Annotated in this window: 28 protein-coding genes; 15 read left to right on the plus strand and 13 right to left on the minus strand. The window is 71.2% G+C overall.

Features of this window, described 5'->3' with window-relative positions:
- Positions 1–98 precede the first annotated feature (98 nt).
- A complete protein-coding gene (locus MMB17_RS03475) occupies positions 99–455 on the plus strand; it encodes a c-type cytochrome, methanol metabolism-related (RefSeq protein WP_338041761.1) in 357 nt (118 codons plus the stop codon).
- Between the two features lie 25 nt (positions 456–480).
- On the opposite strand, the gene plsY is transcribed toward MMB17_RS03475, so the two are convergent.
- Genes plsY through MMB17_RS03490 form a run of 3 tightly spaced genes read right to left on the minus strand, consistent with a single transcriptional unit; the run spans position 481 to position 3,345 of the window.
- A complete protein-coding gene (gene plsY / locus MMB17_RS03480; protein WP_241101082.1) occupies positions 481–1,089 on the minus strand; it encodes a glycerol-3-phosphate 1-O-acyltransferase PlsY in 609 nt (202 codons plus the stop codon).
- Entirely contained in the window at positions 1,086–2,390 is a 1,305-nt protein-coding gene (locus tag MMB17_RS03485; protein WP_241101083.1) for a dihydroorotase, read from the minus strand. Before MMB17_RS03485 ends, plsY begins: the two co-directional genes overlap by 4 nt.
- Positions 2,391–2,394: 4 nt before the next feature.
- Positions 2,395–3,345, minus strand: coding sequence for an aspartate carbamoyltransferase catalytic subunit (locus MMB17_RS03490; protein ID WP_241101084.1), 951 nt, complete (start codon positions 3,343–3,345; stop codon positions 2,395–2,397).
- A gap of 250 nt (positions 3,346–3,595) precedes the next feature.
- On the opposite strand from MMB17_RS03490, the gene MMB17_RS03495 reads away from it, so the two are divergent.
- The 4 genes from MMB17_RS03495 (at position 3,596) to MMB17_RS03510 (ending at position 7,094) form a co-directional block, all read left to right on the plus strand.
- Positions 3,596–3,871: a hypothetical protein gene (locus MMB17_RS03495; protein WP_241101085.1), complete on the plus strand. Its 276-nt coding sequence runs from the start codon at positions 3,596–3,598 to the stop codon at positions 3,869–3,871.
- Between the two features lie 120 nt (positions 3,872–3,991).
- Positions 3,992–4,840 carry a cytochrome b/b6 domain-containing protein gene (locus MMB17_RS03500; protein WP_373325067.1) on the plus strand — a complete coding sequence of 283 codons (849 nt, stop codon included), beginning with the start codon at positions 3,992–3,994 and terminating at the stop codon, positions 4,838–4,840.
- Positions 4,837–5,868, plus strand: coding sequence for a molybdopterin-dependent oxidoreductase (locus tag MMB17_RS03505; protein WP_241101086.1), 1,032 nt, complete (start codon positions 4,837–4,839; stop codon positions 5,866–5,868). The genes MMB17_RS03500 and MMB17_RS03505 overlap by 4 nt, the downstream gene beginning before the upstream one ends.
- 74 nt (positions 5,869–5,942) lie before the next feature.
- The gene (locus MMB17_RS03510; protein ID WP_420847366.1) at positions 5,943–7,094 is read left to right on the plus strand and encodes a hypothetical protein; all 1,152 of its coding nucleotides are present in this window, start codon (positions 5,943–5,945) and stop codon (positions 7,092–7,094) included.
- Between the two features lies 1 nt (position 7,095).
- Here the strand turns inward: MMB17_RS03510 and MMB17_RS03515 are convergent, their stop codons facing one another.
- Genes MMB17_RS03515 through MMB17_RS03525 form a run of 3 tightly spaced genes read right to left on the minus strand, consistent with a single transcriptional unit; the run spans position 7,096 to position 9,330 of the window.
- On the minus strand, positions 7,096–8,097 hold the full coding sequence (locus MMB17_RS03515; RefSeq protein ID WP_420847367.1) for a P1 family peptidase: 1,002 nt from the start codon (positions 8,095–8,097) through the stop codon (positions 7,096–7,098).
- Entirely contained in the window at positions 8,097–8,999 is a 903-nt protein-coding gene (gene rarD / locus MMB17_RS03520; RefSeq protein ID WP_241101089.1) for an EamA family transporter RarD, read from the minus strand. The genes MMB17_RS03515 and rarD overlap by 1 nt, the downstream gene beginning before the upstream one ends.
- A gap of 49 nt (positions 9,000–9,048) precedes the next feature.
- Positions 9,049–9,330 carry a hypothetical protein gene (locus tag MMB17_RS03525; protein ID WP_238313138.1) on the minus strand — a complete coding sequence of 94 codons (282 nt, stop codon included), beginning with the start codon at positions 9,328–9,330 and terminating at the stop codon, positions 9,049–9,051.
- A gap of 114 nt (positions 9,331–9,444) precedes the next feature.
- Between MMB17_RS03525 and MMB17_RS03530 the strand changes: the two genes are divergently transcribed.
- Both MMB17_RS03530 and metC read left to right on the plus strand, forming a co-directional pair.
- Positions 9,445–9,615 (plus strand): ribosome modulation factor, encoded by a 171-nt coding sequence (locus tag MMB17_RS03530; RefSeq protein ID WP_241101090.1) that lies wholly within the window; start codon positions 9,445–9,447, stop codon positions 9,613–9,615.
- 88 nt (positions 9,616–9,703) lie between these two features.
- Positions 9,704–10,894: a cystathionine beta-lyase gene (metC, locus tag MMB17_RS03535; RefSeq protein ID WP_241101091.1), complete on the plus strand. Its 1,191-nt coding sequence runs from the start codon at positions 9,704–9,706 to the stop codon at positions 10,892–10,894.
- Positions 10,895–10,969: 75 nt separating this feature from the next.
- Here metC and MMB17_RS03540 read toward each other — a convergent pair whose 3' ends face one another.
- Together MMB17_RS03540 and MMB17_RS03545 are read right to left on the minus strand one after the other, a co-directional pair.
- Positions 10,970–11,203: a hypothetical protein gene (locus MMB17_RS03540; protein ID WP_238313143.1), complete on the minus strand. Its 234-nt coding sequence runs from the start codon at positions 11,201–11,203 to the stop codon at positions 10,970–10,972.
- 105 nt (positions 11,204–11,308) lie between these two features.
- Positions 11,309–12,814, minus strand: coding sequence for a LysM peptidoglycan-binding domain-containing protein (locus tag MMB17_RS03545; RefSeq protein WP_241101092.1), 1,506 nt, complete (start codon positions 12,812–12,814; stop codon positions 11,309–11,311).
- Between the two features lie 209 nt (positions 12,815–13,023).
- Between MMB17_RS03545 and MMB17_RS03550 the strand changes: the two genes are divergently transcribed.
- Complete coding sequence (locus MMB17_RS03550; protein ID WP_241101093.1) at positions 13,024–13,626, plus strand: LOG family protein; 603 nt, start codon at positions 13,024–13,026, stop codon at positions 13,624–13,626.
- Between the two features lie 413 nt (positions 13,627–14,039).
- A complete protein-coding gene (locus MMB17_RS03555; RefSeq protein WP_238313149.1) occupies positions 14,040–14,735 on the plus strand; it encodes a class I SAM-dependent methyltransferase in 696 nt (231 codons plus the stop codon).
- A 147-nt stretch (positions 14,736–14,882) separates the two neighbouring features.
- On the opposite strand, the gene cysS is transcribed toward MMB17_RS03555, so the two are convergent.
- On the minus strand, positions 14,883–16,265 hold the full coding sequence (gene cysS, locus MMB17_RS03560) for a cysteine--tRNA ligase (RefSeq protein ID WP_241101094.1): 1,383 nt from the start codon (positions 16,263–16,265) through the stop codon (positions 14,883–14,885).
- Between the two features lie 329 nt (positions 16,266–16,594).
- Here cysS and MMB17_RS03565 point away from each other — a divergent pair, with 329 nt between their 5' ends.
- Complete coding sequence (locus MMB17_RS03565) at positions 16,595–16,933, plus strand: hypothetical protein (RefSeq protein WP_241101095.1); 339 nt, start codon at positions 16,595–16,597, stop codon at positions 16,931–16,933.
- Positions 16,934–16,945: 12 nt separating this feature from the next.
- On the opposite strand, the gene MMB17_RS03570 is transcribed toward MMB17_RS03565, so the two are convergent.
- The 4 genes from MMB17_RS03570 to add all read right to left on the minus strand — a co-directional run bounded on the left by MMB17_RS03570 (position 16,946) and on the right by add (position 20,915).
- Complete coding sequence (locus MMB17_RS03570; protein WP_241101096.1) at positions 16,946–17,575, minus strand: pyroglutamyl-peptidase I family protein; 630 nt, start codon at positions 17,573–17,575, stop codon at positions 16,946–16,948.
- Positions 17,576–17,579: 4 nt separating this feature from the next.
- Positions 17,580–18,584 carry a methylmalonyl Co-A mutase-associated GTPase MeaB gene (meaB, locus tag MMB17_RS03575; protein ID WP_238313156.1) on the minus strand — a complete coding sequence of 335 codons (1,005 nt, stop codon included), beginning with the start codon at positions 18,582–18,584 and terminating at the stop codon, positions 17,580–17,582.
- Between the two features lie 75 nt (positions 18,585–18,659).
- Positions 18,660–19,634, minus strand: coding sequence for an isopenicillin N synthase family dioxygenase (locus tag MMB17_RS03580; RefSeq protein WP_241101097.1), 975 nt, complete (start codon positions 19,632–19,634; stop codon positions 18,660–18,662).
- 252 nt (positions 19,635–19,886) lie between these two features.
- Positions 19,887–20,915: an adenosine deaminase gene (add, locus tag MMB17_RS03585; RefSeq protein WP_241101098.1), complete on the minus strand. Its 1,029-nt coding sequence runs from the start codon at positions 20,913–20,915 to the stop codon at positions 19,887–19,889.
- 258 nt (positions 20,916–21,173) lie between these two features.
- Here add and MMB17_RS03590 point away from each other — a divergent pair, with 258 nt between their 5' ends.
- From MMB17_RS03590 to MMB17_RS03610, 5 genes are all read left to right on the plus strand, one after another.
- A complete protein-coding gene (locus MMB17_RS03590; protein WP_241101099.1) occupies positions 21,174–22,103 on the plus strand; it encodes a LysR family transcriptional regulator in 930 nt (309 codons plus the stop codon).
- Between the two features lie 74 nt (positions 22,104–22,177).
- On the plus strand, positions 22,178–22,432 hold the full coding sequence (locus MMB17_RS03595) for a type II toxin-antitoxin system ParD family antitoxin (protein WP_241101100.1): 255 nt from the start codon (positions 22,178–22,180) through the stop codon (positions 22,430–22,432).
- A 121-nt stretch (positions 22,433–22,553) separates the two neighbouring features.
- Complete coding sequence (locus MMB17_RS03600) at positions 22,554–22,781, plus strand: hypothetical protein (protein WP_238313164.1); 228 nt, start codon at positions 22,554–22,556, stop codon at positions 22,779–22,781.
- 129 nt (positions 22,782–22,910) lie between these two features.
- On the plus strand, positions 22,911–23,981 hold the full coding sequence (locus tag MMB17_RS03605) for an alpha/beta hydrolase (RefSeq protein ID WP_238313166.1): 1,071 nt from the start codon (positions 22,911–22,913) through the stop codon (positions 23,979–23,981).
- A gap of 139 nt (positions 23,982–24,120) precedes the next feature.
- Positions 24,121–24,474 (plus strand): hypothetical protein, encoded by a 354-nt coding sequence (locus tag MMB17_RS03610; protein ID WP_241101101.1) that lies wholly within the window; start codon positions 24,121–24,123, stop codon positions 24,472–24,474.
- Positions 24,475–24,494: the final 20 nt, after the last annotated feature.

Raw genomic sequence — 24,494 nt, forward strand, 5'->3', positions numbered from 1 at the left:
TTCGGGAGAGCGGCCGGCCGGACTCGATTCCCCGAGGGGCGCTCCCGTCGCGGAAAGCTAAGTCGGCCCAGCTTGTTGCGCCAGGAAAACCTTTCGGCATGGAGATCGATTGGGCGACGAGGTCCGGATACCTGCGCTACAACGCGAACTGCATCGTCTGCCACGGGCCGCACGGCGCGAGCTCGACCTACGCGCCGTCCCTCGTCGAGGCCCTCAAGCATGACGACTATCCCACCTTCATCGGCATCGTGGCCGGCGGCAAGAAGGACGTGAGCGCCTCCCAGGAGCTGGTCATGCCGGCCTTCGGCGAGAACAAGAACGTGATGTGCTACGTCGACGACATCTACGTCTACCTGAAGGCGCGGTCCGACGGTGTGGTGGGCCGTGGGCGCCCGGCCGAGCACGAGCCCAAGAACGACGCCGCCAAGACGCACGAGGATCAATGCATGGGCTGACGCACCGGCGGCCCAGGCAGCCTCGTCAGCCCTTCTGCCCGATGCGTCCCTCGGTGCCGGCAAGAAGTCGCCGGATGTTGGGCGCGTGCTTCCACCAGAGCAGCAGGCCGAGCACGAGGAAGAGCAGGGCCGTGCGCGGCTGGCCTAGCGCCCATAGGACGAGGGGCGTCGCGGCAGAGGCGGCGAGCGCCGAGAGCGAGGAATAGCGCAGGGCGAAGGCCAGTCCGAGCCAGATCACGGCGAAAGCGAGCAAAGCCAGGGGGTTGAGGGCGAGCAGGACCCCGAGGAAGGTGGCCACGCCCTTGCCGCCCTTGAAGCCGAGCCAGACGGGGAAGAGATGGCCGAGGAAGGCGCCGAGGCCCGCGGCCAGAGCAGGCTCCTCGCCCCAGAGCCCAGCGACCAGCACGGCGACCGTCCCCTTCAGGGCATCGCCGAGCAACGTCGCGGCGGCGAGCCCCTTCCGGCCGGTGCGCAGAACGTTGGTCGCGCCGATATTGCCGGAGCCGATGGCCCGGACGTCCCCGAGCCCGGCATATTTCGTGAGGATCAGCCCGAAGGGAATCGAGCCGAGGAGATAGCCGAAGCCGAGCCCGACCAGGACGAGCGGCCAGCCCGCATCGAGCGCAGCGGTCATGCGGCGTCCGCCAGCGTCTCGGCGCGGTGGACGATACGGCCGCCGACCAGGGTGAGCACCGCGGCGCCCTGCAGCCGGGCCTCGTCGAAGGGCGAGTTCTTGGAACGCGACTTCAGCTGGCGCTTGTCGAGCACGTAGGGCACGTCCGGATCGATCAGCACGAGATCGGCCGGCGCTCCCGCCGCGAGGCGCCCGACCTCGCGCCCGAGGAGCCGGGCCGGGTTGGCGCTCAACGCGGCGAGCAGCTTCGGCAGGGCGACGTCGCCGGTATGGAGCAGGCGCAGGGAGGCGCCGAGCAGGGTCTCGATGCCGAGCGCCCCGTCCGCGGCCTCCGCGAAGGGCAGGCGCTTGGTCTCGACGTCCTGCGGGTTGTGATCGGAGACGATCACGTCGATCACCCCCTCGTTCAGGGCCGCGATCACCGCGTGCCGGTCGGCCTCGTCGCGCAGCGGCGGCGAGAGCTTGCAGAAGGTGCGGTAGTGGCCGATGTCGCCCTCGTTGAGCACGAGGTTGTTGACCGACACGCCGCAGGTGACCGGCAGCCCGGCCTCCTTGGCGCGGCGCACGATCTCGACCGAATCGGCGCAGGAGATCATGGCTGCGTGGTAACGGCCGCCCGTGAGGCGGACGAGGCGGATGTCCCGCTCCAGCATTACGGTCTCGGCCTCGCGGGGAATGCCGATCAGGCCGAGGCGGGAGGCCATTTCGCCCTCGTTCATCACGCCCTCGGCCACGAGGTCGGGCTCCTCGACATGCTGCATCAGCAGGGCGCCGAAATCGCGGGCATAGGTGAGGGCGCGGCGCATGACCTGAGCGTTCGTCACCGCCTTCAGGCCATCGGTGAAGGCGACGGCGCCGGCCTCGGCGAGGAGGCCGAACTCGGTCATCTCCTTGCCGGCGAGCCCCTTGGTGATGGCCGCGGCCGGCAGCACGTTCACGCTCGCCGTGTCCCGGGCACGGCGCAGCACGAAGTCGACGATCGGCGCGCCATCGATCACCGGGTTGGTGTCGGGCATGCAGACCAGGGTCGTGACGCCGCCTGCCGCCGCCGCCGCGCTCGCCGAGGCCAGAGTCTCCCGGTGCTCGGCGCCGGGTTCCCCGACGAAGGCGCGCAGGTCGATCAGACCGGCGGTGAGAACCTGCCCGTTGCAATCGATTCGCGCGCAGCCTTCCGGCGCCTCCGGGGTCGCGCACCAGGCCAGGTCGGCGATGCGGCCGTCGCGCACCAGGACGGCACCCGGGCCTTCCCGGCCGGTCGCGGGATCGAGCAGGCGCGCATTGGCGAGGAGGAGCTGGCTCATTCGATCACCCGTTCGGCAGATGCGTCGCCAGGGCCTCCAGCACGGCCATGCGCACGGCCACGCCCATCTCGACCTGCTCGCGGATCAGCGACTGCGCCCCGTCGGCGATGTCGGAGGCGATCTCGACGCCCCGATTCATCGGGCCGGGATGCATCACCAGCGCGTCGGGCTTGGCGAGGGCGAGCTTGTCGCCGTCGAGTCCGTAATAGCGGAAATACTCCTTCACGCTGGGCACGAAGGAGCCGTTCATCCGCTCGCGCTGCAGGCGCAACATCATCACGATGTCGCAGCCCTTCAGGCCCTCGCGCATGTTCGTGAAGACCTCGACGCCGAAGCGGTCGATGCCGGTGGGGAGCAGCGTGGAGGGGCCGATCACCCGCACCCGGGCGCCCAGCGCCTGGAGCAGGATGATGTTGGAGCGCGCCACCCGCGAATGCAGGACATCGCCGCAGATCGCGACCTGCAGCCCCTCGATCCCGCCCTTGTTGCGGCGGATCGTCAGGGCATCGAGGAGCGCCTGGGTTGGGTGCTCGTGGGCGCCGTCGCCCGCATTCACCACCGAGCAATCGACCTTGCGGGCCAGCAGATGCACGGCGCCGGCGGAATGGTGGCGCACCACGATGATGTCCGGCCGCATCGCGTTCAGCGTCGCGGCGGTGTCGATCAGGGTCTCCCCCTTCTTCACCGAGGAGGAGGCCACCGACATGTTCATCACGTCGGCGCCGAGGCGCTTGCCCGCCAGCTCGAACGAGGATTGCGTGCGCGTCGAGGGCTCGAAGAACAGGTTGATCTGCGTGCGGCCCCGCAGGACGTTGCGCTTCTTCTCGACCTGACGGGACAGTGCGACGGCGTCGTCCGCCCGGGCGAGCAGAGCCTCGATATCCGGGCGTGACAGCCCCTCGATGCCGAGCAGGTGCCGGTGGGGGAAGCTGTGCGGTGCGGGCGCTGCGCTCATGACAGGCCGCAGGCTATAGGCGGCGGATCCGGGGGCGGCAAGCAGGCGAAGCGGCCGGATCCCTCAAGGGAGAAAGAACCGCTTTCCCGGCCGCGGCTGACGGAAAGTTGAATCCCGCCCCGGGCCGCTTGCGAGAAAATTTTTTGAACGATCCGCGGCCGAGTCCGTTGGCGCTCAGGTCCGGCAGGCCTGTGCGCCCTGCCGGGTTGTTCGCACGCGACGCACGTCCACGTCATTCACGAGGTGCTTCATGAACACCCGCCTTCTGATCGCCGCCGGCGCGCTTTCGCTCGGTCTCGGCCTCGCCTCGGTCGCCTCCGCCCAGCAGATGCAGCCCGGCATGCAGCCGGGCATGGACGGCCAGATGCAGCAGGGCCAGATGGGCAACGAGGACATGGCCCAGCGCCCGATGAAGAAGAAGTCCATGAAAAAGATGAAGAGCAACAAGAAGATGATGCGCTCCAAGAAGCGCATGAACTCCGGCTCCGGCATGGAGCAGGGCTCGGACATGAACAGCGGCATGTAACGAAACCCGCGCGCCGTCGAACACGTAATCGATGGTGCTCGCCCGTCCGGGACGACCGGGCGGGCGTTTTCGTGTGGCAGGGAGGCGAGGAACTTCGTGGCGGGATCTGCGACACCGGCGATGCCGGAGGCCATCGAGACGGTGCGGCGGCACTGGGTCTTCCGGCACCCGCTGACGATCCGGCTCGCGCACTGGATCAATCTCGCCTGCCTCGCCATCCTGCTGATGAGCGGGCTGCAGATCTTCAACGCCCATCCGGCCCTCTACTGGGGACAGGCCTCCACCTTCGATAAGCCGTTCCTCGCCATCACTGACGACACCACGCCCGACGGTACGCCGCGGGGCGTCGTGATGCTCGGCGACCGGACCTTCGACACGACCGGCTGGCTCGGCCTCTCGCGCGACCAGGGCGAGGCGGCAAGCCGCGCCTTCCCCGCCTGGGCGACCCTGCCGGCCAACCAGGATCTCGCCACCGGACGGCGCTGGCACTTCCTGTTCGCCTGGGCCTTCGTGATCAACGGGCTGATCTATCTCCTCTACGGCCTCGGCAGCGGCCAGCTGCGCCGCCGGCTGATCCCGGACGGCGACCAGATCCGCGACATCGGCGGCTCGATCCGCGAGCACCTGACACTGCACTTCCCGGAAGGCGAGGAGGCCAAGCGCTACAACGTGCTGCAGAAGCTCACCTATCTCGTCGTGGTGCTCGTGCTGCTGCCGCTGATGCTGCTCACCGGCCTCGCCATGTCGCCGGGCTTCGACGCGATTTTCCCGCCCATCGTCGACCTGTTCGGCGGCCGGCAATCGGCCCGCTCGATCCACTTCCTGTCGATGAACCTGCTCGTGCTGTTCACGATCGTGCACGTGCTGCTCGTGCTGGTCTCGGGTCTGTTCAACAACCTGCGGGGCATGATCACCGGCTGGTTCGTGATCGAGAAACGACGGATCCCGGCCGGGGGAGAGAACCGATGAGCCGCCGCCTGCGCCTCCCCCCGCCCCATCGCAGGGGTTTCCTCACGGGCGTCGCAGGCCTTCTCGGCGCGACCGCGCTCACCGGCTGCGACCAGATCGCGAAGGCGCCCTGGGGCCGGCGCAGCCTGGAAGCCGGCGAGGACGCCAATCTCTTCGTGCAGCGCCTGCTGCTCACCCCCGCCTCGCTGGCGCGCGAATTCCCGGAGAGCGCGATCTCGGCCTATTTCAAGCCGAACGGCACGGTCGACCCCGAGGACAGGGACTACAAGGCGCTCGCCGCCAAGAGCTTCGAGGGCTTCCGCCTGGAGGTGAGCGGCCTCGTCGAGCACCCGCAGAGCCTGTCCCTGTCGGAGCTGCGTGGCCTCCCGTCGCGCACGCAGATCACCCGGCACGATTGCGTGGAAGGCTGGAGCAGCATCGGCAAATGGACCGGCGTGCCGCTCTCCGAGCTGCTCAACCGGGCCGGGCTCAAGCCCCAGGCGCGCTACATCGTGTTCCATTGCTTCGACACGATGGACTATGCCGGCGGCGGCCTCGAAGGCGGGGATCAGGCCGGCAACGAATCCGGGCAGGACACGCCGGCGGCCGAGGACAAGCCGAAGGAGGCCGGCGGCCTGGCCTGGGGCGGCAGCGGTGACACCGGATCCTCCGACGCCAAAGCCGCCGACACGAAGGCTACCGGCCATCCCGGTATGTCCGAGAAGCCCGTGGGTCAGGAGGACCGGACCACGGAGACGGCCTCCGGCGAGGGCGACGCCCCGCAGGCAGGCCGGCCGATCCGTTACTACGAGAGCATCGATCTCACCGACGCGTTCCACCCGCAGACGATTCTGGCCTATGCCATGAACGGCCAGACCCTGCCGGTCGCCCACGGCGCCCCCCTGAGGCTGCGCCTGGAGCGCCAGCTCGGCTACAAGCAGGCCAAGTATATCCGCCGCATCGAGGTGGTGGAGTCACTCGCCAAGCTCGGCGACGGCAAGGGCGGCTACTGGGAGGACCGGGGCTACGAGTGGTATGCGGGGATCTGAGGCCCCGCGGCGCTTTGGCCGGATGCGTCCCCGTGCCATGAGGTCGGGACCCGAAGCGTAGCCGGACACCGCGACTGGTGCCTTCTTTCAAAAGCCGCCTCGCGCCCGTGGCCTGGGCATTCCTTGCCGGCCTCCTGGCGATGCCGGCGATGGCGTACGATCCGCGGATCCTCCCCGCCCATCCCCGCTACGCCCGCAACGCCGCCTGCGCCGATATCACGGTGGTGGCGCCCGCGCGGCGCCCGGGCACGCATCCCCTCGACGGCAAGATCAGCCCGGATCCGGCCGAGTCGCCGATGAGCCAGGGCGACAGCGCGATCTGCTTCGCCTACGCCACCGCCGACATGATCTCCCAGCGGGTCGGCCGCACGGTCTCGGCCTTGGACGTGGCGACGCGCTACTATTTCGCCGATCCGGCGCGGCTCGCCGCCTCCCGCGATCCCGCGCTGCGCCGCTATCTCCGAGAGAACCCCGACACGCTTGCCGAGATCGCCGCGAGCCGCAACGACACCGATGTCAGCAAGGACGGCAATCCCGGCCGCCTCGCCTATTTCGACAAGCTGGAGGACGGGCAGGAAGACGCGGCCGCCCTCCTCTACAATGTCGGCGGCCTTTGCGAGGACCGCGACCTGCCCTCCTTCGACGGATACGGCCAGCACCAGAAGTTCCTGCGGGCCCTGCGCTGGCGCGCCCGGGTGGTGGCGCCGAAGCAATGCTGGCGCAGCCTCGCCGGCACGGTCGAGAAACTGCGCAGCGCGAAGACCGACGCCTTCAATGCCGGCTGGCTCGCCCATGTCGAGGCCCGCTGCCGCCGCCGGCCCCTGCCGGTGCCGCTGCTGCCGGTCTCCTACCGGGTCGCCGACAATCAGCTCGACTTCATGGACCGGCTGGAGCGGGGGCAGCCGCCGACGCGGCGGCAGACCGACCGCCTGCTCGCCATGGTCGACTACGCCCTCGATCACGGCCGCATCCCGACGGTCGGCTACAGCTGGTACGTGCTGGAGGACCGCGATCCGAAGGACCCGGACCTCGCCGCCGACCATTCGAGCCCAATCCTGGCGCGGCGAAGCGTCGAGGGCCGCTGCCAGTACCATCTCCAGGACAATACGGGCGAGTACTGCGCCCGGATGCGCCCGGGCATCCGCGAGCGTTGCGATCTCGGCCGCGTCTGGCTGGAGGAGGACGAGTTGCGCCGCTCCCTCTACAGCGTGATCTACCTGCGCTGAGCTAACCTTGCCGGCCGTGAAGATCCTTCCAGGCCGGCAGGTCGAGGCAGGGCAGCGCCGTCGCCGCATGCACCCCGATCGCCACGGCGCGGGCGAGGGTGTCGGCGGCCGCCGCACCGAGCCGGGCGAGATCGCCGATCGGATCGGTGAGCGGCACAGCCCCCGTCGCCACTGCGAAGACCACGTCCCCGTCGAGGGGCGTGTGAACCGGGTTGATCGCCCGGGCGAGACCGTCCTGCGCCGTCACCGCAAGGCGCTTGGCCTGCGCCTTGGTGAGGGCGGCATCGGTGGCAACGACGGCGAGCGTGGTGTTCGCGCCCGGCAGGCCGAGGCGCGGCCAGGTGAACGCGTCCGGCGGAAGGGCGGAGGGCAGCCCGCAGCCGCCGAACTCGGCCTCGCGCTCGAAGGGCGCGGCCCAGAAATGCGGCCCCTCCCCGATCGTGACGCGCCCGAAGGCGTTGACCGACACGAGGGCTCCGACGCTGAACCCGGTCTCCGCGACCCGGCTCGAGGCCGAGCCGAGGCCGCCCTTGAGGTTCGCCGTACGCGCGCCGAGCCCGGCCCCCACACTGCCGAGGGCGCAGTCCTCGGAGGCCGCCGCGGCCGCCGCGAAGCCGAGGTCGCGGTAAGGCGGGAAGCGCCCCCATTGCTTGTCACCGCCATTGAGCAGGTCGAACAGGATCGCACCGGGAACGATCGGCACGCGCACGTCGCCCACCGGAAAGCCGCGGCCGTTCTCCGCGAGCCAGGCGACGATGCCCGCCGCCGCGTCGAGCCCGAAGGCCGAGCCACCCGAGAGGAAGAGGCCGTCCACCCGCTCCACGGTGGCCTGCGGATCGAGGAGGTCCGTCTCCCGGGTGCCCGGGCCGCCGCCGCGCACATCCACCGCCGCGACGAAGGGCGTGTCGAAGAGGAGCGCGGTGACGCCGGAAGCGACGCGGGCGTCCCCCGCGTGGCCGACCCGGATGCCGGCGATGTCGGTGATGCGATTGCGGCGACCGATCATGTTCCCCTCTCCTCCTCCGGCGAGGCTGGCATGCCGGAACCCCGATCGCCAGTGGCCGCCCGCGCCGCCCGGAAGGAATCGGCGGCGTAGAGGATCAGCGCCAGCCAGAGCAGGGCGAACATCACCTGCCGGTCGGGTGCCAGCCGCTCGCCATAGACGAAGACGCTGAGCAGCATCAGGCAGGACGGCGCGATGTATTGCATCAGCCCGAGGGTCGCCAGGGTGAGGTGCTGCGCGGCCGTCGCGAACCAGATCAGCGGCAGCGCCGTGGTCACACCGGTCGCGACGAGCAGGACGAAGCCGAACGTGTCCGCGGGCGCGGTTCCGGCCGGCTGGACGGCGAGATAGGCGAGCGCGAAGGGCAGGAGCAGGACGGTCTCGGCGCAGAAGCCGAGCAGGGCGTCGACGCCCACGATCTTCCGGATCAGGGCATAGATCGCGAAGCTCACGGCGAGGCCGAGGGAGAGCAGCGGCAGCTTGCCCGCCATCGCCACCGCGATGGCGACGCCGGTGGCGGCGATGACGACCGCGACGATCTGGACCGGCCGCAAGCGCTCCCGCAGCGCCACCGCCCCGAGCAGCACGGCGACGAGGGGATTGATCAGGTAGCCGAGGCTGGCATCGAGCATGTGCCCCGAGCCGACGGCCGTGACGTAGAGCAGCCAGTTGAAGGCGATGAGGCCGGCCGAGACCGCGAGAAGGCCGTGCCGGGGCCTCAGCGGCAGCGGGTTGGCGAGCCGGTGGCGCAACACCAGGAGCAGCCCGGCGACGAAGACCGCGGACCAGGCGATCCGATGGGCGAGGATCGCCTCCGGCGCCATGGCCGAGAGCCAGCGGAACTGAACCGGGACCACGAGACCCCAGATCAGGCAGGCGCCGAGCGCGTAAACGAGACCCAAGACCCAAAACCCCGCCGTTTCCCGCGGCGGGCTTACCCGAAACGGCGGCTCAGCGCTTCCTTCCCGCTGCCGGCAGACCCTCGCCGCGCATCAGCGCGTTGAGGCGCTCGGTGTCGAATCCCCCCATGGCCTTGGCCGGAGCGCGCACCTCGGCGGTCTGGGTGACGGTGGCCTCGGGCAGAGGCGCCGCCGCCTGCGCGAGGCGCGGCACGGGCGCCCCCGCCACGGCAGGGCTCGGCGAATGGGCGAGCCGATCCGCGCTCACGAAGCAGACGACCAGCGTGCTGAGGCCCATGGTGGCGCCGAAGGCAATGAAACGCAGGATACCCAACGCGGCAGCCCCTCACGCGAAGATTGTAGAGAAACAGGATAGGTCCGGGCTCGTTAACGATCCGAAGGCCGCCCTCCGCGGCTTCCCTTTCGTTTCGAGACACGGAGCGGCAACATGGACGCCACCGCCACGGCGAGCGACAGCCCCTTCATCCAGGGCCGCAACGCCCGCCTCTACGGCAAGCCGCGCAGCGAATGCCCCTATCCCGAGGGATCGGAGGAGCGGGCCGCCTGGATCCAGGCCTACGAGGAGGCCGCCAAGACCGACGAGGCCGGATCCCCTTAGACATCCCGGTTTAAGCGAGGGTTGACGCACGGGGCCGCCGCGGGCTGAAAGCGCTCTTACGCAGCGTCCAGAACCCGCGCAGAGGTCCATGTCGAAATCGCCCCCGCGCGACCGTGCGCGCTTCTCGCCCGATACGCGGCTCGTGCTGGCGGGGCGCGACCCGTTCGAACAGCACGGCTTCGTCAACACGCCGATCTATCGCGGCTCGACGGTCCTCTATCCGACCTATGACGACATCAAGCACCGGCGCGGCCGCTACAATTACGGCACCTCCGGCACGCCCACCATGGATGCGCTCTGCGAGGCCTGGACCGAGATCGCGGGGGCGGCGGGCACGGTGCTGACGCCCTCGGGCCTGTCCGCCCTGACGCTGGCGCTGATGGCCTGCACCAGCGCCGGCGACCATCTGCTCGTCACCGATTCCGCCTATCGCCCGACGCGGATCTTCTGCGACGGCGTGCTGGCGCGCTACGGCGTGACGGTCGAGTACTACGATCCCCTGGTCGGCGCCGATATCGCCAACCTCATGCGGGACAACACGAAAGCCGTGCTCGTCGAGGCGCCGGGCTCGCAGACCTTCGAGATGCAGGACGTGCCGGCCATCGCGGAGGCGATGCATGCCCGCGGCGGCACGGTGGTCATGGACAACACCTGGGCGACGCCGCTGCTGTTCCCGCCGCATGAACGCGGGGTCGACATCGCGGTGGAGGCCGGGACCAAATATCTGAGCGGCGCCTCCGACCTGCTGATCGGCCTCGTCTCGGCCAATGCCCGGCACTGGCCGGCGGTGAAGCGCACCTACGAGCATTTCGCCATGTGCGCCGGGCCGGAGGATATCTTCTTAGGTCTCAGGGGCTTACGGACCATGGGCCTGCGCCTGCGCGAGCACGGCGCGCGGGGGCTCGCCATGGCGGAATGGCTGGAGAGCCGGCCGGAGGTGCTGAAGGTCCTGCATCCGGGCCTGCCGAGCGATCCGGGCCACGCCCTGTTCAAGCGCGACTTCCTGGGGGCCTCCGGCCTGTTCTCGATCGTGCTGAAACCCGTGCCGGAACAAGCGGTTGCGGCTTTCCTCGACGGGCTCGAGCTGTTCGGGATGGGCTTCTCCTGGGGCGGATTCGAGAGCCTGGTCATCCCCTTCGACCCGACCGTCTACCGCACCGCGACCCGCTGGGAGCCGGGCGGGCCGACCCTGCGCTTCCATATCGGGCTGGAGGATCCGGAGGATCTGAAGGCGGATCTGGAGGCCGGATTCGACCGGTTGCGGGCGGCGAGCGCCTGAGAGCCGGCCCCCGCCGCTTCGAAGCCTGCCCCCCAGGGCCTCGAAGCCGGCTCGGGCGGGGCTTCGAGGCCGCCGTCAATCGTGCCGGAGCAGGTCGCGCAGGCCCTCGTCCCCGGCCGGGGGCGGCGGCGGGACGGGCGCGGCGACCCGTTCGGCGGCCCCGCCCCGACACGCTCCGGTTGCATGCCGCGACCCCGATTCGGCGGGCAGCCAGGGCAGGATCACCCCGAGCAGCACGAGGGCGGCGAGCCGGATCGCCACCATGCTCAGGATCGCCTCGGCGGCGCTGCCGGTCGGGTCCGCATCCATGCCGGCAGGGTGGCGGAGCGGCGGGGGCGAGACAATGCGGGGTTCGGAGAGCCTGCCTTCGGCACCGGCGAAGGCTGATCCCGGATGGGCCGGCCGGTCCGCCGGTCAGCCCCGCTTGGCCGGATCGGGGGCGTCCTTGGGCAGGACGAAGATCTGGCCCGGATAGATCAGGTCGGGATCGCGGATCTGCTGCTGGTTGGCGTCGTAGATCACGGTGTAGCGGTCGCCCCGGCCATAGGTGCGCCGGCTGATCTGCCAGAGGCTGTCGCCCCGGATGATCCGCGCCGTGCCGATCTCGGCGACGAAGACCGAGCCGGGGGCGTTCCGCGGCGCGGCGGCCTCCGCCGTCGCCGCGGGGCGAGACGGGGCCGGTGCGCCGGCTTTGCCGTCGGCCGCCGGAGTGGCCGGTCGCGACGGGGCAGTCGTTGGGGCGGCCTCGGGCGCGGCGGCGGCCTCGCGGGTGGGCGAAGGCGTCGCGTTGGAGCCGGTGGCCCGGGCCGGGCCGCCGCGGCCTGGTTCGCTCCCGGCTTCCGCCACCGGGGCCGGTCCCGGCGCGGGGAAGGCGAAGGCCACCGCCGCGCGCCGCCGCACCTTGCCGGAGGCCGGATCGACCTGATCGACGCGGATCTGATAATCCCCCGGCCGCACGCCCCTGCCGATGGTGAAGGCGATGCGCCCGTCCGGGCCGGCCTGCCCGCTCGCGACCAGGGTGTCGTTGAGATAGAGGCGCAGGGTGCTGCCCTTCTCGGCCTCGGCGCTGACGAAGAGCCGGCCGTTCTCCTGGGCATCGATGCTGACGATCTTCACGGGGCCGCCCGGCCCCGCCTCGGCGGTCGCCCCCGCATGCGCCCCGGCGGCGGGCTTCGTCCCCGGCCGCGCCGCCGCTCCCGGGCCGCGCTTGCCCGCCGCCTTCGTCTCGGGGGTGCGGGCTTCGGCGAGGCCCTGCCCGGAGGATGGCGGCTCCGGCTTGCCGGCCGCGGCGCCCGTCCCCGGCTTCTCCTCGGGCTGCGAGAGCACGACGGTTGGCTTATCGGGGCTGCTCAGGGCGATCAGCGGCTTGGCGTCCCGCTTCGGCGCCACCACGACCACGACGCTCTGGCGGCTCGTCGCCGTCTTCCCGTCGGGGGCGGTCATGCGCAGGGTGATCTCGCTGTTGCCGGCGGGCAGGTCCGGCGGCGTCAGGGCGAATTGCCCGGCCGGGTCGGCCTGCACACGGGCGAAGGGCTGGCCGTCCCGCAGCAGCTCCACCGTGGAATCCGGAGCGGCCCGGCCGGCGACCACGGCCGAGCCGTCCGGCTCGACGCGGACGATGTCGAAGCTCGGCGTCCCCGCCTCCGGCGCCTCGGGCCGCGCGGCGGGGGAAGCCGGGCCGCCCGGCGACAGCTCCTGCAGGGCCTCGGGCTTCGCCGCGGAGGACTTCGCCGCCGGCGATTCGGGGCCGGCCTTGCCCGCCCCGTCGGCGCTCCCCGTCAGGCCATGGGGCGCAGCGGGCACCGGCGGGCCCTGCCGCTTCAGGAGCTCCCCGGTGCCGAACAGCGCGACGACCAGGGCGAATCCGGCGAGCAGACCGACGCCCGCGAGAACGATCCCTCGCCGCAACTCCGAGGTCATCACGCCACGCTCCCTCGCCGCACCCGTCTGCGGCGGCGACACGACGGGACCGCGTTTCCGGCCGTCGACATTCGCTCGAATTCTCGCGACATATTACCGGACATGACAGGAACACCAAGGCTCCCGCGCGCGTGCGGCCTCGAATCCCACGCGACTTCAGCAGTTTGGCCCCTGGACGGGGCGTCCGGACGGGATTCGGGAGGCCGCGCATGGCTCGCCTGACCTCCGTCTGCGTCTATTGCGGCTCCGGCTTCGGCACCGACCCCGCCTTCCGCGAGGCGGCGGCGACGCTCGGCCGCGACATCGCCGAGGCGGGGCTCAGCCTCGTCTATGGCGGCGGCAATGTCGGCCTGATGGGCACCGTAGCCGGCGCCGTGCTCGACCATGGCGGCCACGTCACCGGCATCATCCCGGACTTCCTGAAGTCGCGGGAGCGCATGCTCGACGCGGTGCAGGAGACCATCGTCGTCGACGACATGCACACCCGCAAGAAGCTGATGTTCGACCGCGCCGACGCCTTCGTGGCGCTGCCGGGCGGCATCGGCACCCTGGAGGAGCTCGTCGAGCAGCTCACCTGGGCGCAGCTCGGCCAGCACACCAAGCCGATCCTGCTGCTCTCCACCAACGCCTTCTGGGCGCCGCTGCTCACCCTGCTCGACCACATGCGCGAGACCGGCTTCCTGCGCGCCGGCCTCGACCCGCGCTACCTCGTGACGGAGGACGTGGCGCAGGTGATTCCCCTCCTGCGCCAAGCCGCCGCCCAGAAGAGCGAGGCCCCCGAGCGCGAACGGCTGGTGGCGGAGCGGTTCTGAGGAGGCGGCGTTCAGCCGCCGCGCCTTTCCTCGCCCCCCTGGGCGAGGGGGACCGCACGAAGCGCGCTGGAGTGGGGCCGCGCGATGCGGGGGAGCCCGGCGGCGCCCTCTCCGTCCGCTTCGCGGCCCCCTCTCCCGGGAGGGAGAGGAACGATGCGCCGCAGACCGAGCCGATCCAGCGGGCACCCAATGGGATGCGGGAACAGGTTCTCGAAAGAGGGGGCAAGGGGATGCGCGTCGGCCGCTGTGATCGTCCGGCAAAGGCTCCCGACATCCTGGCGCCGGCCGATGCCTTGAACCGGGGAATCGCGTAGAACTCGGCCATGTCTGACGCGGCGAAGACCATCATCCGGCCCCATGCGGGCCTTCCCTATTTCGAACTTCTCCGGGATTTGTCCAAAAGGACCGGGGCCTTGCGCTATCTCGAAGTCGGCGTCCGAAGCGGCGACGTCTTCACCCAGATCAGCTGCGTGCACGCCATCGGCGTCGACCCGCTGTTCCAGTTGAACACCAACGTCACCGCCAACAAGGCCCGGGTTTCCCTGTATCAGCTCCCGAGCGACGTGTTCTTCCAGCGCCTGAACTGGCGCCGCGACATCGGGCACCGGATCGACCTCGCCTTCCTCGACGGGATGCACCTGTTCGAGTTCCTGCTGCGCGACTTCTTCAACACGGAGGCGATCTGCCGCCGCGACTCGATCATCGCCCTGCACGATTGCCTGCCGCTCACCGAGGCCATGGCCGACCGCGAGCCGGAACAGGCCCTCGAGCGCGCCCGCGGCTCCGACTATGTGAGCTTCTGGACGGGCGACGTCTGGAAGGTGGTGGCGATCCTCAGGAAGTACCGCCCGGACCTGGCCATCACCGCCGCCGACGCCGCCCCGACCGGCCTCGTGCTCATCACGAATCTCGACCCGTCCTCGCAGGTGCTCAAGCGGAACTACGACGCGATCCTGCGGGAATTCACGGAGATGCCCAACACCGCCGCCGCGATCGGGCGGATGTATGCCGACACGCCGGTCACCGCCGCCGCCGAGGCCCTGGACCGGCTGAGCCGGCGCTCCTTCGCGGGCAAGCCCTGGTGGAAGGACTGGCTGGGGCGGGGCTGAGGCGGGTCGCGACGGGGCGGTCGAGCCGCCGCCTCCCCGACTGATCCCGGGCTTGCCCGGGATCAGCAAGCGATGCCGAAGTCGGGCAAGCCCGACTTCGGGCGGGGCGAGCGGCAGCCCCTCGCCCGGCGGGGGAGGGTTCGGGGCCTACTTCACCACGCTCCAGGTCGTGGTGCCGTCCTTGTTGTCCTTCACGGCCACGCCCAGGGCCGCGAGCTCGTCGCGGGCGCGGTCGGAGGCGGCCCAGTCCTTGGCGGCGCGGGCCTCCCGGCGGGCGGCGATCAGGGCCTCGACCCGGGCGACGTCGATGCCGGCGCTGGCGATCTGGGCCTGCTCGCGGGTGCTGCGGGTCTCCTTGAGGAAGCCCATCAGCCCGGCCCCGGCCTTGAGGGCGGCGGGCTCCTCCAGGCGGTGGAGCTCGGCGAAGGCGGCGGCGGTGTTGAGGTCGTCGAGGAGCGGCTCGATCACCGCGGCCGGCACCGCGGAGGCCGGGGCGGCGTCGCCGACGATCCCGTACCAGCGGTCGAGCATCCGGCGCGATTCCTCCAGGCCCCGCAGGGTCCAGTCGATCGGCTGGCGGTAATGCGTCTTGAGCATGTTGAGGCGCACGACCTCGCCCGGCCAGTCGTCGAGCACCTGCCGGATGGTGATGAAGTTGCCGAGGGACTTCGACATCTTCTCCCCCTCCACCTGCAGGAAGCCGTTGTGGAGCCAGACATTGGCCATCACGCTCGTGCCGAAGCAGCAGCGGGACTGGGCCACCTCGTTCTCGTGATGGGGGAAGATCAGGTCGAGGCCGCCGGCATGGATGTCGAAGGTCTCGCCGAGATGCTTCCAGGACATCGCCGAGCACTCGATGTGCCAGCCCGGCCGGCCCGGCGCCGCGATGCCGCAGGGCGAGGGCCAGGACGGCTCGTTCGCCTTCGAGGGCTTCCACAGCACGAAATCGAGGGGCGAGCGCTTGTAGGGCGCGACCTCGACCCGGGCGCCGGACTCCATCTCGTCGAGGGGCCGCTTCGAGAGGGCGCCGTAATCGGGCATGGAGGGCACGTCGAACAGCACGTGGTCCTCGGCCACGTAGGCATGGCCCGCCGCGACCAGCCCCTCGATCAGCCGGTGCATCTCGGCGATGTGGTCGGTGGCGCGGGGCTCGATGAAGCGGGGGCGGGCGCCGGCCACGTTCACGTCCTCGGCCATCAGGACGCCGAGGTCGCGGATGTCCTTGTGGAACTGGGCGAGGGTGCCGTCGGTGAGTTCGCGGATGGTGATGCCGCGCTCGGCGGCGCGGGCGTTGATCTTGTCGTCCACGTCCGTGACGTTGCGGGCATAGGTGACGTGCGCCTCCCCGTAGAGATGGCGCAGCAGCCGGAACAGCAGGTCGAAGACGATGATCGGGCGCGCATTGCCGATATGGGCCGCGTCGTAGACGGTCGGCCCGCAGGCATACATGCGCACATGGCCCGGATCGATCGGCGCGAAGGGCGCCTTCTCCCGCGTCAGCGTGTTGTAGAGCCGCAACATCGGCGCCATCACCGTCGTTCCTGCCTGATTCCGCCCGCCCCGGCCCCGGCGGGCCCGGGCGGCGGTCTATCCCTCTCGCGATGCAGCGACTTCTCCGGGCAGGCCGGACCGGCCCACGCCCAAGCCGCCGCATGGTCGCCGGCCTCGCCCGGAGGCCGTGTTGCGCGAAGGCGACGGCCGGACCGGGCCGCCTGGGCTACCCCAAAACCATGAGCATTTCGAGAACGACCCGTCCGATCGAGAGACTTCAAGCAGCCGTGAGGATCGCCGCAAGGGTTTGTTTACCCCACCGTCCGAACACTCCGGCCAAGAACGATCCCGTCAACGAGGCTTTCACCATGCGCCGACCGGCCGCCGCCCTGCTCGCCGTCATTCTCGCCTCCGCCGCCTCGCAGGGCCTCGCGGCCGGCGACGGGCAGAGCGCCGCCAAGGGCGCCCAGGCCCCTGTCGAGAAGACCTTCCTGATCCCCTCGGGCGAGGGCTACGGCGTCGGCGAATGCCTCACCGGCGGCGCCAGCGAGTGCGGCCAGGTGGTCGCCAATGCCTGGTGCGAAGCCCAGGGCTATGCCAGCGCCGCCAATTACGGCGTCGCCGCGCAGGACGAGTATACCGGCGCCATCGCCACCGCCCCGGTGCGCCCGAGCGAGCGCCCGATCCGCATCACCTGCCAGGACTGACGGGATTCCGGCTCACGCCGGACGTGCCGCGGCCGCGACGGGCGCCGCCCGCAGCAGGGCGAGCGCCGCCTCGATCCCGGCCTGCGTCCACAGGTCCAGGGCGCGGGGGCGGCGCGGGCCGCGCCGGGCGGGCGGCGGCGGTAGCGGGATATGCAGGAAGATCGCCGGCTTCCCCTCGGCAAGGGTGCGGTAGTACCCGGCATTGCAGAGGTAGCGCCCGGCCTCCCGCGAGCGCGCCGCATCCAGGCCCCGGCGCCGCATGGCGAGGCGGGCGCGCTCCGCCGCGGGGCTCTTGCGCTGGGGCGGCCCCTCCGGGTCGAGGGCGAGACGCCGGGCGGTGCCGCCGCTGGCGTCGGGAAAGAGCCGGCTCGCCCGGTTGAGGGCGCGGACCTCGACCCGCACCCGCTTCGCGCGGGCGGCGACCCCGATCATCAGCACCGCCGCCGGATCCCGCGCCAGCGCCGGCTCCAGCTGCGCGGGGATCGCCGCATAGGCCGTGCGCAGCACCAGCAGCTCCGGCGCCTCGGCGAGCAGGAGCCGGAGGCGCGGATGGCGCGCGATCCGTTCGGCGAGGCGCGCGCTCGGATTGCGGGGCACGCCGGGAAAGGGTCCGAAGCCGGTGACGAGGAGCCGGCCCGGCATCCGCTCAAAGCCCGATCAGCGTCGCGATCGCGTCCGCGCCGGCGGCGGGGGAGTGCTCGCCCGCGGCGACCGATTTCTCCGCCTCGGCGGTGGCCTTGCGGACCTCGGCGCTGCCGACGAGGCGCTGGTGCAGGCGCTCGTGCACCAGCGCCCACATCCATTTCACGTCCTGCTCCCGGCGCTTCCGGGCGATCTCGCCCGTGGCGGTCAGCTTCTCGCGGTGGTCCTCGATCCGGCGCCAGAGCCCGTCGAGGCCCTTGCCGTGCAGGCCGGAGATGGTGACCACCGGCGGCGTCCAGGTGGCGGAGGGCGGGGTGAGGATGTGCAGGGCCGCCCGGTACTCGGAGGCCGCGGCATGGGCCCGGCGCTCGCCCTCGCCGTCATCGGCCTTGTTGACCGCGATCATGTCGGCGAGTTCGAGGATGCCCTTCTTGATGCCCTGGAGCTCGTCGCCGGCCCCGGGCAGCATCAGCACGAGGAAGAAATCGGTGAGGTCGGCCACCGCCGTCTCGGACTGGCCGACGCCGACCGTCTCGACCAGGATGACGTCGAAGCCCGCCGCCTCGCAGAGCAGCATGGTCTCCCGGGTCTTGGCGGCGACGCCGCCGAGCGTGCCCGAGGAGGGCGAGGGCCGGATGAAGGCGTTTCCGTCGTTGGCGAGCCGGGCCATCCGGGTCTTGTCGCCGAGGATCGAGCCGCCGGTGCGGGTCGAGGACGGGTCGACGGCGAGCACGGCGACCTTGTGGCCCGCCTCCGTGAGCAGGCTGCCGAGCGCGTCGATCGTCGTCGACTTGCCCACCCCCGGCACGCCGGTGATGCCGACCCGGATCGCCTTGCCGGTCTGGGGCAGCACGGCGTCGATCAGGTCGCGCACCGCCGCCCGGTGATCGGCCCGGCGCGATTCCGCGAGGGTGATCGCCCGGGCGAGGGCCGCGCGGTCGCCCGCGAGCAGCCGTTCGCGGATCGTGTCCATGTCGGGAAGAGGAGGAGGCGCCATGGCGCCCTTCATGACCGGGCGCGCGGCGTTCGTCGAGAGCCTTGCCGGGGGAGAGGGCCGGCGGCGGGGCCCGCCCTCTCCCGGCGATCAGGCGGCCGCCCCGGCCAGCAGGCCGGCCTTGGCGTAGGTCGGGTTGAGCCGACTCGTCAGGTAGTCGTCGGCCCGGATCGGCGCGTAGCGGGCGGGCCGTTCCGCGCTGGCGCAGCCCGGCAGGCAGGCGACCTCCGCCTCGGGGTTGGGGTCGAGGAAGAAGGCGATGGAGTAGCGCTCGCTTCCGGCCGGGCTGACCACGCGGTGCGGCGTGGACAGGTAGACGTCGTTGGTCCAGCGCATCAGGCAGTCGCCGATGTTGCAGATGAAGGTGTCCGGGATGAAGGGCGCCGCGATCCATTCGCCGGTCCGGGTGCGGACCTCGAGGCCGCCCACCGCGTCGGTGGCGAGCAGGGTGACGCAGCCGTAATCCGTGTGCTCGCCGGCCCCGAGCTGGCCCTCGTCGAGCGCGGCCGGGCGGGCCGGGTAGTGCAGCAGCCGCAGGGTCGCCATGGGCCGGTCGAGCTTGTCCTCGAAGAAATCCGTCGGCAGGCCGAGCTCGGTGGCGAAGGCCGTGTGCAGCACGCGCCCGAGGGCCCAGACCGCGTCGAAATAGGCGAGCGCGGTGGTGCGGAAGCCGGGCAGGTCCGGCCAGAGATTGGCGGCCCGGAACGGGGCGCCGGCCCGGATCTCCGGATCCTCCGCCGGGAGGTCGAGGCCGATGTTGAAGGCCTCCTTGAGGTCGGGCGCCTTGGTCGGATCGAGGGCCTCCCCCTTCATGGGGATGAAGCCGCGATTGCCGCTCTTGGCGGAATAGAGCGCCGTCCGCTTCAGCGCCTCCGGGCTCTCGAAGAACGCCTTCGCCATGGCGAAGACATCCGCCCTCAAATGGGCCGGCACGCCGTGCCCGGAGAGATAGAAGAAGCCGATGCCCCGGCAGGCCTCGCCGATCGCCGCGGCGACGGCCCTGCGGCCGGCCTCGCCGCCTTCGCGCAGGGGGGTGAGATCGATGATCGGAATGCTGGCGCCCATGGCGGTTCCCTTCGGCTGGTGGACGATGTCGTGTCCGGTTGAAGTGTCGGTCGGGCAGGAGCGCCTCGCCCCGCCCCCGGGGCGAGGAGGCCGCGCGTGAGCGCGATGGCGTAGGCCGCGCCGGGCGCGAGACCGGGCCCCTCGGCGCCCACCCTCTCCGTCCGCTTCGCGGCCACCTCTCCCCAAGGGAGAGGAAAGGCGCGCGTAGACCGGTCCGATCGGGCGGACACCGGAGGCGCGGCCGGGCGGGCCTCACGCCGTACAGGCGGCGAGGCCGAGCGCCCGGTCGATCTCCCTCGACCATTCCGCGCGCCAGGCGCGCTTCTGCGCCGCGTCCAGAAAGGAGGCGTCGAGGCTCGTCAGGATGGCCGCCTTGATGTCCGCCGGGGCGAAGCCGAGCTGCGTCTGCGCGAGAGCGTATTCGCGGCCGAGATCGGTGCCGAACATCGGCGGGTCGTCGGTGTTGATCGTCACCGCCAGCCCGGCCTCCTTCATGCGGCGGATCGGATGCTCGGGCGCGCCGAGGTCGCGCCAGCGGGTGGTGACGCGCGTGGTCGAGGGGCAGCAGGTGAAGGCGATGCCCGCGTCCCGGCAGCGGGCGACCAGGGCGGGGTCCTCCACCACGCTGTAGCCGTGATCGATGCGCTCGACCTTCAAGGCGTCGAGCGCCCCGGCGATGGAGGCGGGCGGGCCGGATTCGCCCGCATGCGCGGTCAGGCGCAGCCCCTGCCGCGCGGCCCGGGCGAAGACCGCGGCGAAGGGCTCCGGCGGGTGGGGCACCTCGTCGTAATCGAGGCCGAGGCCGATCACGTCGTCGCCGCGATGGGCTAGGATCGCGTCGAGATAGTCTTCGCCGGCCTGCGGCCCCAGCTCCCGGTTCATGCCGGGGATGATGCGCGAGACGATGCCGAAATCCGCCTCCGCCTCGGCCCGGCCGGCGCGGATGCCCTCGAACTGGACCCCGAAGGGCACCCCGCGATGGGCATGGGGGCTGATGAAGAATTCCATGTAGCGGCAGCCCTGGGCGGCGGCCGATTCGAGCATCTCGTAGGTGATGCGCCGGAAATCGTCGGCGGTGACGACGCTGTCGGCGATCCGGCCATAGACCGCCAGGAAGGCGGCGAGGTCGTCATAGACGTAGAGGCTCTCGACGCCGCCTTCGGCGAGGGCCACCCCGTTCTTGCGGGCCAGCGCCATCGCCGTGCCGGGCCTGACCGCCCCTTCGAGATGGATGTGGATCTCCGCCTTCGGCAGGCCGCGCATGACATCGCCGCTGATCATCCCCGCCTCCTCGCGCCCCGGGCGGCCGCCGCGGAGGGCGGCCGGCCCCGAACCCAGTATTGCCGCGCCGGATGACACGGCTCTTCACAGAATCGGAATGCCTGAAATCTGGACTGATCCCGTCACATCGCAGGCACATTGCTTCGCAAATGGACATTCGCGCCGCTGATCTGTCGCGAGACCATATCGATGATTGACAGATCGGCTAGAGCGCTTTCCTGATCGTTCCGTTCAGAATGCCGAACGCAGGCGCGCGGGTTGTTCAGCTACGAGCTCAAGGACATTCACGGCTTCCTGCTCCTGGCGCGCTGCGGCAGCATCAGCCGCGCCGCGGCGGCGCACGGGATCCCCAAGGCCACCCTCAGCCACCACCTGAGCCGGCTGGAGGATGCCCTCAAGGTCGAGCTGTTCCTGCGCAAGCCGCGGGGGCTGGAGCTGACCGAGGCGGGCCGCGAGTACCAGCAGCATTGCCGCGCGATCCTCGACAGCTGCGAGGCCGCCGCGAACGCCGCGCAGAGCGCGCATTCCCGGGTCGAGGGCCGGGTGCGGATCGTGGCGAGCGGCGAGTTCGGCACCACACTCCTCGGGGCGGCCGCGCACCGGGTCGCGCTGCAGAACCCCCATCTCGACTTCGATCTCAGGATGACCCCGAACGACACCCTGCTCTCGGGGCAGATCGACTTCGACTGCATGCTCTATGTCGGCAAGCCGCCCGATTCGGCGCTGCTCTGCCGCAAGCTGACGGACGTGGCGAGCGGGGTCTATGCCGCCCCGTCCCTGGCGGCCTCCTTCGGCGGCCTCGCCGGTCCCGAGGATCTCCAGGGCCTGCCGGGGGCGGTCTACCACCGCAGCGGCGTGGCCGAGGCCTGGGCGCTCCAGCGCGGGCGCGCCCAGGCGATCGCCCGCCCCTACGAGCGCTACCGCGTCAACGAGTACTGGATGGCGAAGTACTTCGCCGTCGAAGGCTCGGCGGTCGCCTATCTCCCGGACTTCTTCGTCACCTACGAGGTCCAGTCCGGCTCCCTGGTGCCGCTCCTGCCGGAATGGCGCTCGAAGAAGACCGCGATCTCGCTGCTCTACCCCAAGCAGCGCCACCGCAACCCGCGCCTGACCGGCCTGATCGACACCCTCTGCGTCAACTTCCACGAGTTCATCGCGCATCCCCGCTACGCGCTGGTGAAGCGGTAGCCTGCCGCGCGTCCGCCCCGGGTGTTTGACGGTCTTTGGCAATCTTTGACATGATGGCCGCGAAGGAGGCCGCCATGGCGACCATGAACGTCTCGCTGCCCGATCCCATGAAGGAGTGGGTGGAGGCGCAGGCCCGCACCGGCCGGTACAGCAACGCGAGCGATTATGTGCGCGACCTGATCCGGCGCGATCAGGAGCGGGCGGACAGGCTCGCCGAGCTGCAGGCGCTCGTGGACCAGGGGATCGAGAGCGGGATCCGCGACCGCACGCCCGACGACATCCGCCGTCTCGGTCGCGACAAGCGGGCGGCGGCCACCAAGGGCCGATGATCGACCGGACTACCCGGCAGGCCCGGAATCGCGGCCCAAAACGTTCCTCCCGGAAGAACGCCCCTATCCAGCCCGCGGAAATTTTCGGATCCTGCGGGGACGGCAATCGCAGAGGTGGCTCATGCCAAAGCCCTACATGGCGGGTTCGGCGCGCATGCGGCGCCCGGGTCAGGCCCGGCGCGGACCCTCCTGGCAGGGGGAGCTCTCGCCGGAGATGAAGCGCAAGCTCGCGCTCAACCGGTTCACCTATAGCGGCGGCTTCGACGGCTACGAGGGCCGCATGATGCTCAGCCCCGAGCCCGGCGCGCCGAAGGGGGCCGCCCCGGCCCGCCGCACGCGGCAGGACTGAAGCAGGCCCCCGCAATCCACACCGCCCCACACCGCGCGGCGCCTCATGGCTGCCCCGCCATGGTCACGATCCTGCTGCACAGGTTAGGCCGAAGCCGGGCGGAAAGGCTCGGAACGGGGGCGTCGAGGCATGCGGCGGAACGATTTCGGAACGGGGCGGGATGCCGCGCAGGCCGGCCCGACGCGCCGTGGGCTGATGCGGTTCGCCGCGCTCGCGGGCGTGGCCGGGCTCGCCCCCGGCCTGTCGGGCTGCATCGCGGACGGGCTCGTGACCGGCGCCGTGGGCGGCGCGCCCGAGAGCCAGTCGGCCCTCGACGTGAGCCCGGTGCTCCTCGTCGCCACCACCCGCAAGCCGGTCTCCGGCGGCTCCAAATCCCCCTATTTCGGCTCCGAGCGCGGCCGCGGCCTCTCCTTCGCGGAGGTGCGCATGTCGGCCCCCGACCGCTCGCTGATCGGCCAGGTCTCCTCGGTCGTGACCGGCGACTGGGGCATCAAGGCGGTGCCGCAGGTGCAGACCGGCGCCGGCGCGGCCGCCGCCTTCACCCAGGCCGCCTTCGGGCGCGACGTGCTCCTCTACGTGCACGGCTACCGGGAGAGCTTCGAATCGGCGGCGATCAGCGCGGCCATGCTCTCGGACGGCATCCGCTTCCGCGGCGCCTCCGGGCTGTTCACCTGGCCCTCCGCCGCCGCGACCTTCGATTACGGCTACGACCGCGAGAGCGCCCTGTGGTCGCGGGACGGCTTCGAGGACCTGCTCAAGGCGCTGACCGCCTCGCCGAGCGGCGGCCGCATCCACATCGTGGCCCATTCCATGGGCACGCTCCTGACCCTCGAGACCCTGCGCATGCTGCGGGCGGAGGCCGGCGAGGCGGCGATGGCGCGCATCGGCGCGGTGGTGCTCGCCGCCCCGGACATCGACATCGACCTGTTCACCGCGGGCGTCGAACGGCTCGGCCCGGACGTGAACAAAATCACCGTGATCTCGTCGACCAACGACCGGGCCCTGGAGCTGTCGGGCGCCATCGCCGGCGGCATCGTGCGCGCGGGCGCCGCCGACCGGGAGCGCCTGGAGGCCCTCGGCGTGCGCGTGGCCGACGCCTCCGAGTATGGCGGCGGCCTGATCAACCACGACCTGTTCCTCTCCAACAAGGAGGTGCAGGGGGTGGTCAAGCGCGCGATCGGCCGGGCCGGCGGCGCCTGAGCGCAGCCCGCATCAATCTCCGCCCCGCCCCTCGACCCGGCCGGCGCGCGCCCCTACAGGGTGGGCGCCCGGCCCATACGGCGACTCGCCGCGCGGCGCGCGGCGGCCGGGCGGACGCTCCTCACGAAAGGCTATTTCGATGTTCACGCTCGAGATCGACGGGACGGCAGTCGCCGTCATCAACGGGGACGAGGAGACGGCGCGCGACCTCTTCACCTGCGACGGGTTCAAGGAGGACATCCGCACGCTGACGACCAGCGGCAAGCCGATCTGGAACGGCACCTCCGCCCTGACGATCCGCCCCGCCACCGAGGACGAGATCGAGGAATTCGAGGACGCGCTGGCGGCCGACGAGTCCGACGAGGACGGCGCGTTCGAGCCCGACCCGCATCACGCCGGCGCGGACAACGACGAGGAAGAGGACGAGGCCGACATCGTGTTCCTCGTCGATATCGACGACGAGGACGAAGACGAGGACCAGCTCGACGCCTGAGGCAGGCAAGGCCGGCCCCG

This window comes from Methylobacterium organophilum (assembly GCF_022533465.1).
In the GTDB taxonomy this organism is placed as follows: Bacteria; Pseudomonadota; Alphaproteobacteria; order Rhizobiales; family Beijerinckiaceae; genus Methylobacterium; species Methylobacterium organophilum.

Coding starts and splice junctions, on each gene's coding strand:
- MMB17_RS03475 (WP_338041761.1), top strand. CDS start 99: ATGGAGATCGATTGGGCGACGAGGTCCGGATACCTGCGCTACAACGCG.
- plsY (WP_241101082.1), bottom strand. CDS start 1,089: ATGACCGCTGCGCTCGATGCGGGCTGGCCGCTCGTCCTGGTCGGGCTC.
- MMB17_RS03485 (WP_241101083.1), bottom strand. CDS start 2,390: ATGAGCCAGCTCCTCCTCGCCAATGCGCGCCTGCTCGATCCCGCGACC.
- MMB17_RS03490 (WP_241101084.1), bottom strand. CDS start 3,345: ATGAGCGCAGCGCCCGCACCGCACAGCTTCCCCCACCGGCACCTGCTC.
- MMB17_RS03495 (WP_241101085.1), top strand. CDS start 3,596: ATGAACACCCGCCTTCTGATCGCCGCCGGCGCGCTTTCGCTCGGTCTC.
- MMB17_RS03500 (WP_373325067.1), top strand. CDS start 3,992: ATGCCGGAGGCCATCGAGACGGTGCGGCGGCACTGGGTCTTCCGGCAC.
- MMB17_RS03505 (WP_241101086.1), top strand. CDS start 4,837: ATGAGCCGCCGCCTGCGCCTCCCCCCGCCCCATCGCAGGGGTTTCCTC.
- MMB17_RS03530 (WP_241101090.1), top strand. CDS start 9,445: ATGGACGCCACCGCCACGGCGAGCGACAGCCCCTTCATCCAGGGCCGC.
- metC (WP_241101091.1), top strand. CDS start 9,704: ATGTCGAAATCGCCCCCGCGCGACCGTGCGCGCTTCTCGCCCGATACG.
- MMB17_RS03540 (WP_238313143.1), bottom strand. CDS start 11,203: ATGGATGCGGACCCGACCGGCAGCGCCGCCGAGGCGATCCTGAGCATG.
- MMB17_RS03545 (WP_241101092.1), bottom strand. CDS start 12,814: ATGACCTCGGAGTTGCGGCGAGGGATCGTTCTCGCGGGCGTCGGTCTG.
- MMB17_RS03550 (WP_241101093.1), top strand. CDS start 13,024: ATGGCTCGCCTGACCTCCGTCTGCGTCTATTGCGGCTCCGGCTTCGGC.
- cysS (WP_241101094.1), bottom strand. CDS start 16,265: ATGGCGCCGATGTTGCGGCTCTACAACACGCTGACGCGGGAGAAGGCG.
- MMB17_RS03565 (WP_241101095.1), top strand. CDS start 16,595: ATGCGCCGACCGGCCGCCGCCCTGCTCGCCGTCATTCTCGCCTCCGCC.
- MMB17_RS03570 (WP_241101096.1), bottom strand. CDS start 17,575: ATGCCGGGCCGGCTCCTCGTCACCGGCTTCGGACCCTTTCCCGGCGTG.
- meaB (WP_238313156.1), bottom strand. CDS start 18,584: ATGAAGGGCGCCATGGCGCCTCCTCCTCTTCCCGACATGGACACGATC.
- MMB17_RS03580 (WP_241101097.1), bottom strand. CDS start 19,634: ATGGGCGCCAGCATTCCGATCATCGATCTCACCCCCCTGCGCGAAGGC.
- add (WP_241101098.1), bottom strand. CDS start 20,915: ATGATCAGCGGCGATGTCATGCGCGGCCTGCCGAAGGCGGAGATCCAC.
- MMB17_RS03595 (WP_241101100.1), top strand. CDS start 22,178: ATGGCGACCATGAACGTCTCGCTGCCCGATCCCATGAAGGAGTGGGTG.
- MMB17_RS03600 (WP_238313164.1), top strand. CDS start 22,554: ATGCCAAAGCCCTACATGGCGGGTTCGGCGCGCATGCGGCGCCCGGGT.
- MMB17_RS03605 (WP_238313166.1), top strand. CDS start 22,911: ATGCGGCGGAACGATTTCGGAACGGGGCGGGATGCCGCGCAGGCCGGC.
- MMB17_RS03610 (WP_241101101.1), top strand. CDS start 24,121: ATGTTCACGCTCGAGATCGACGGGACGGCAGTCGCCGTCATCAACGGG.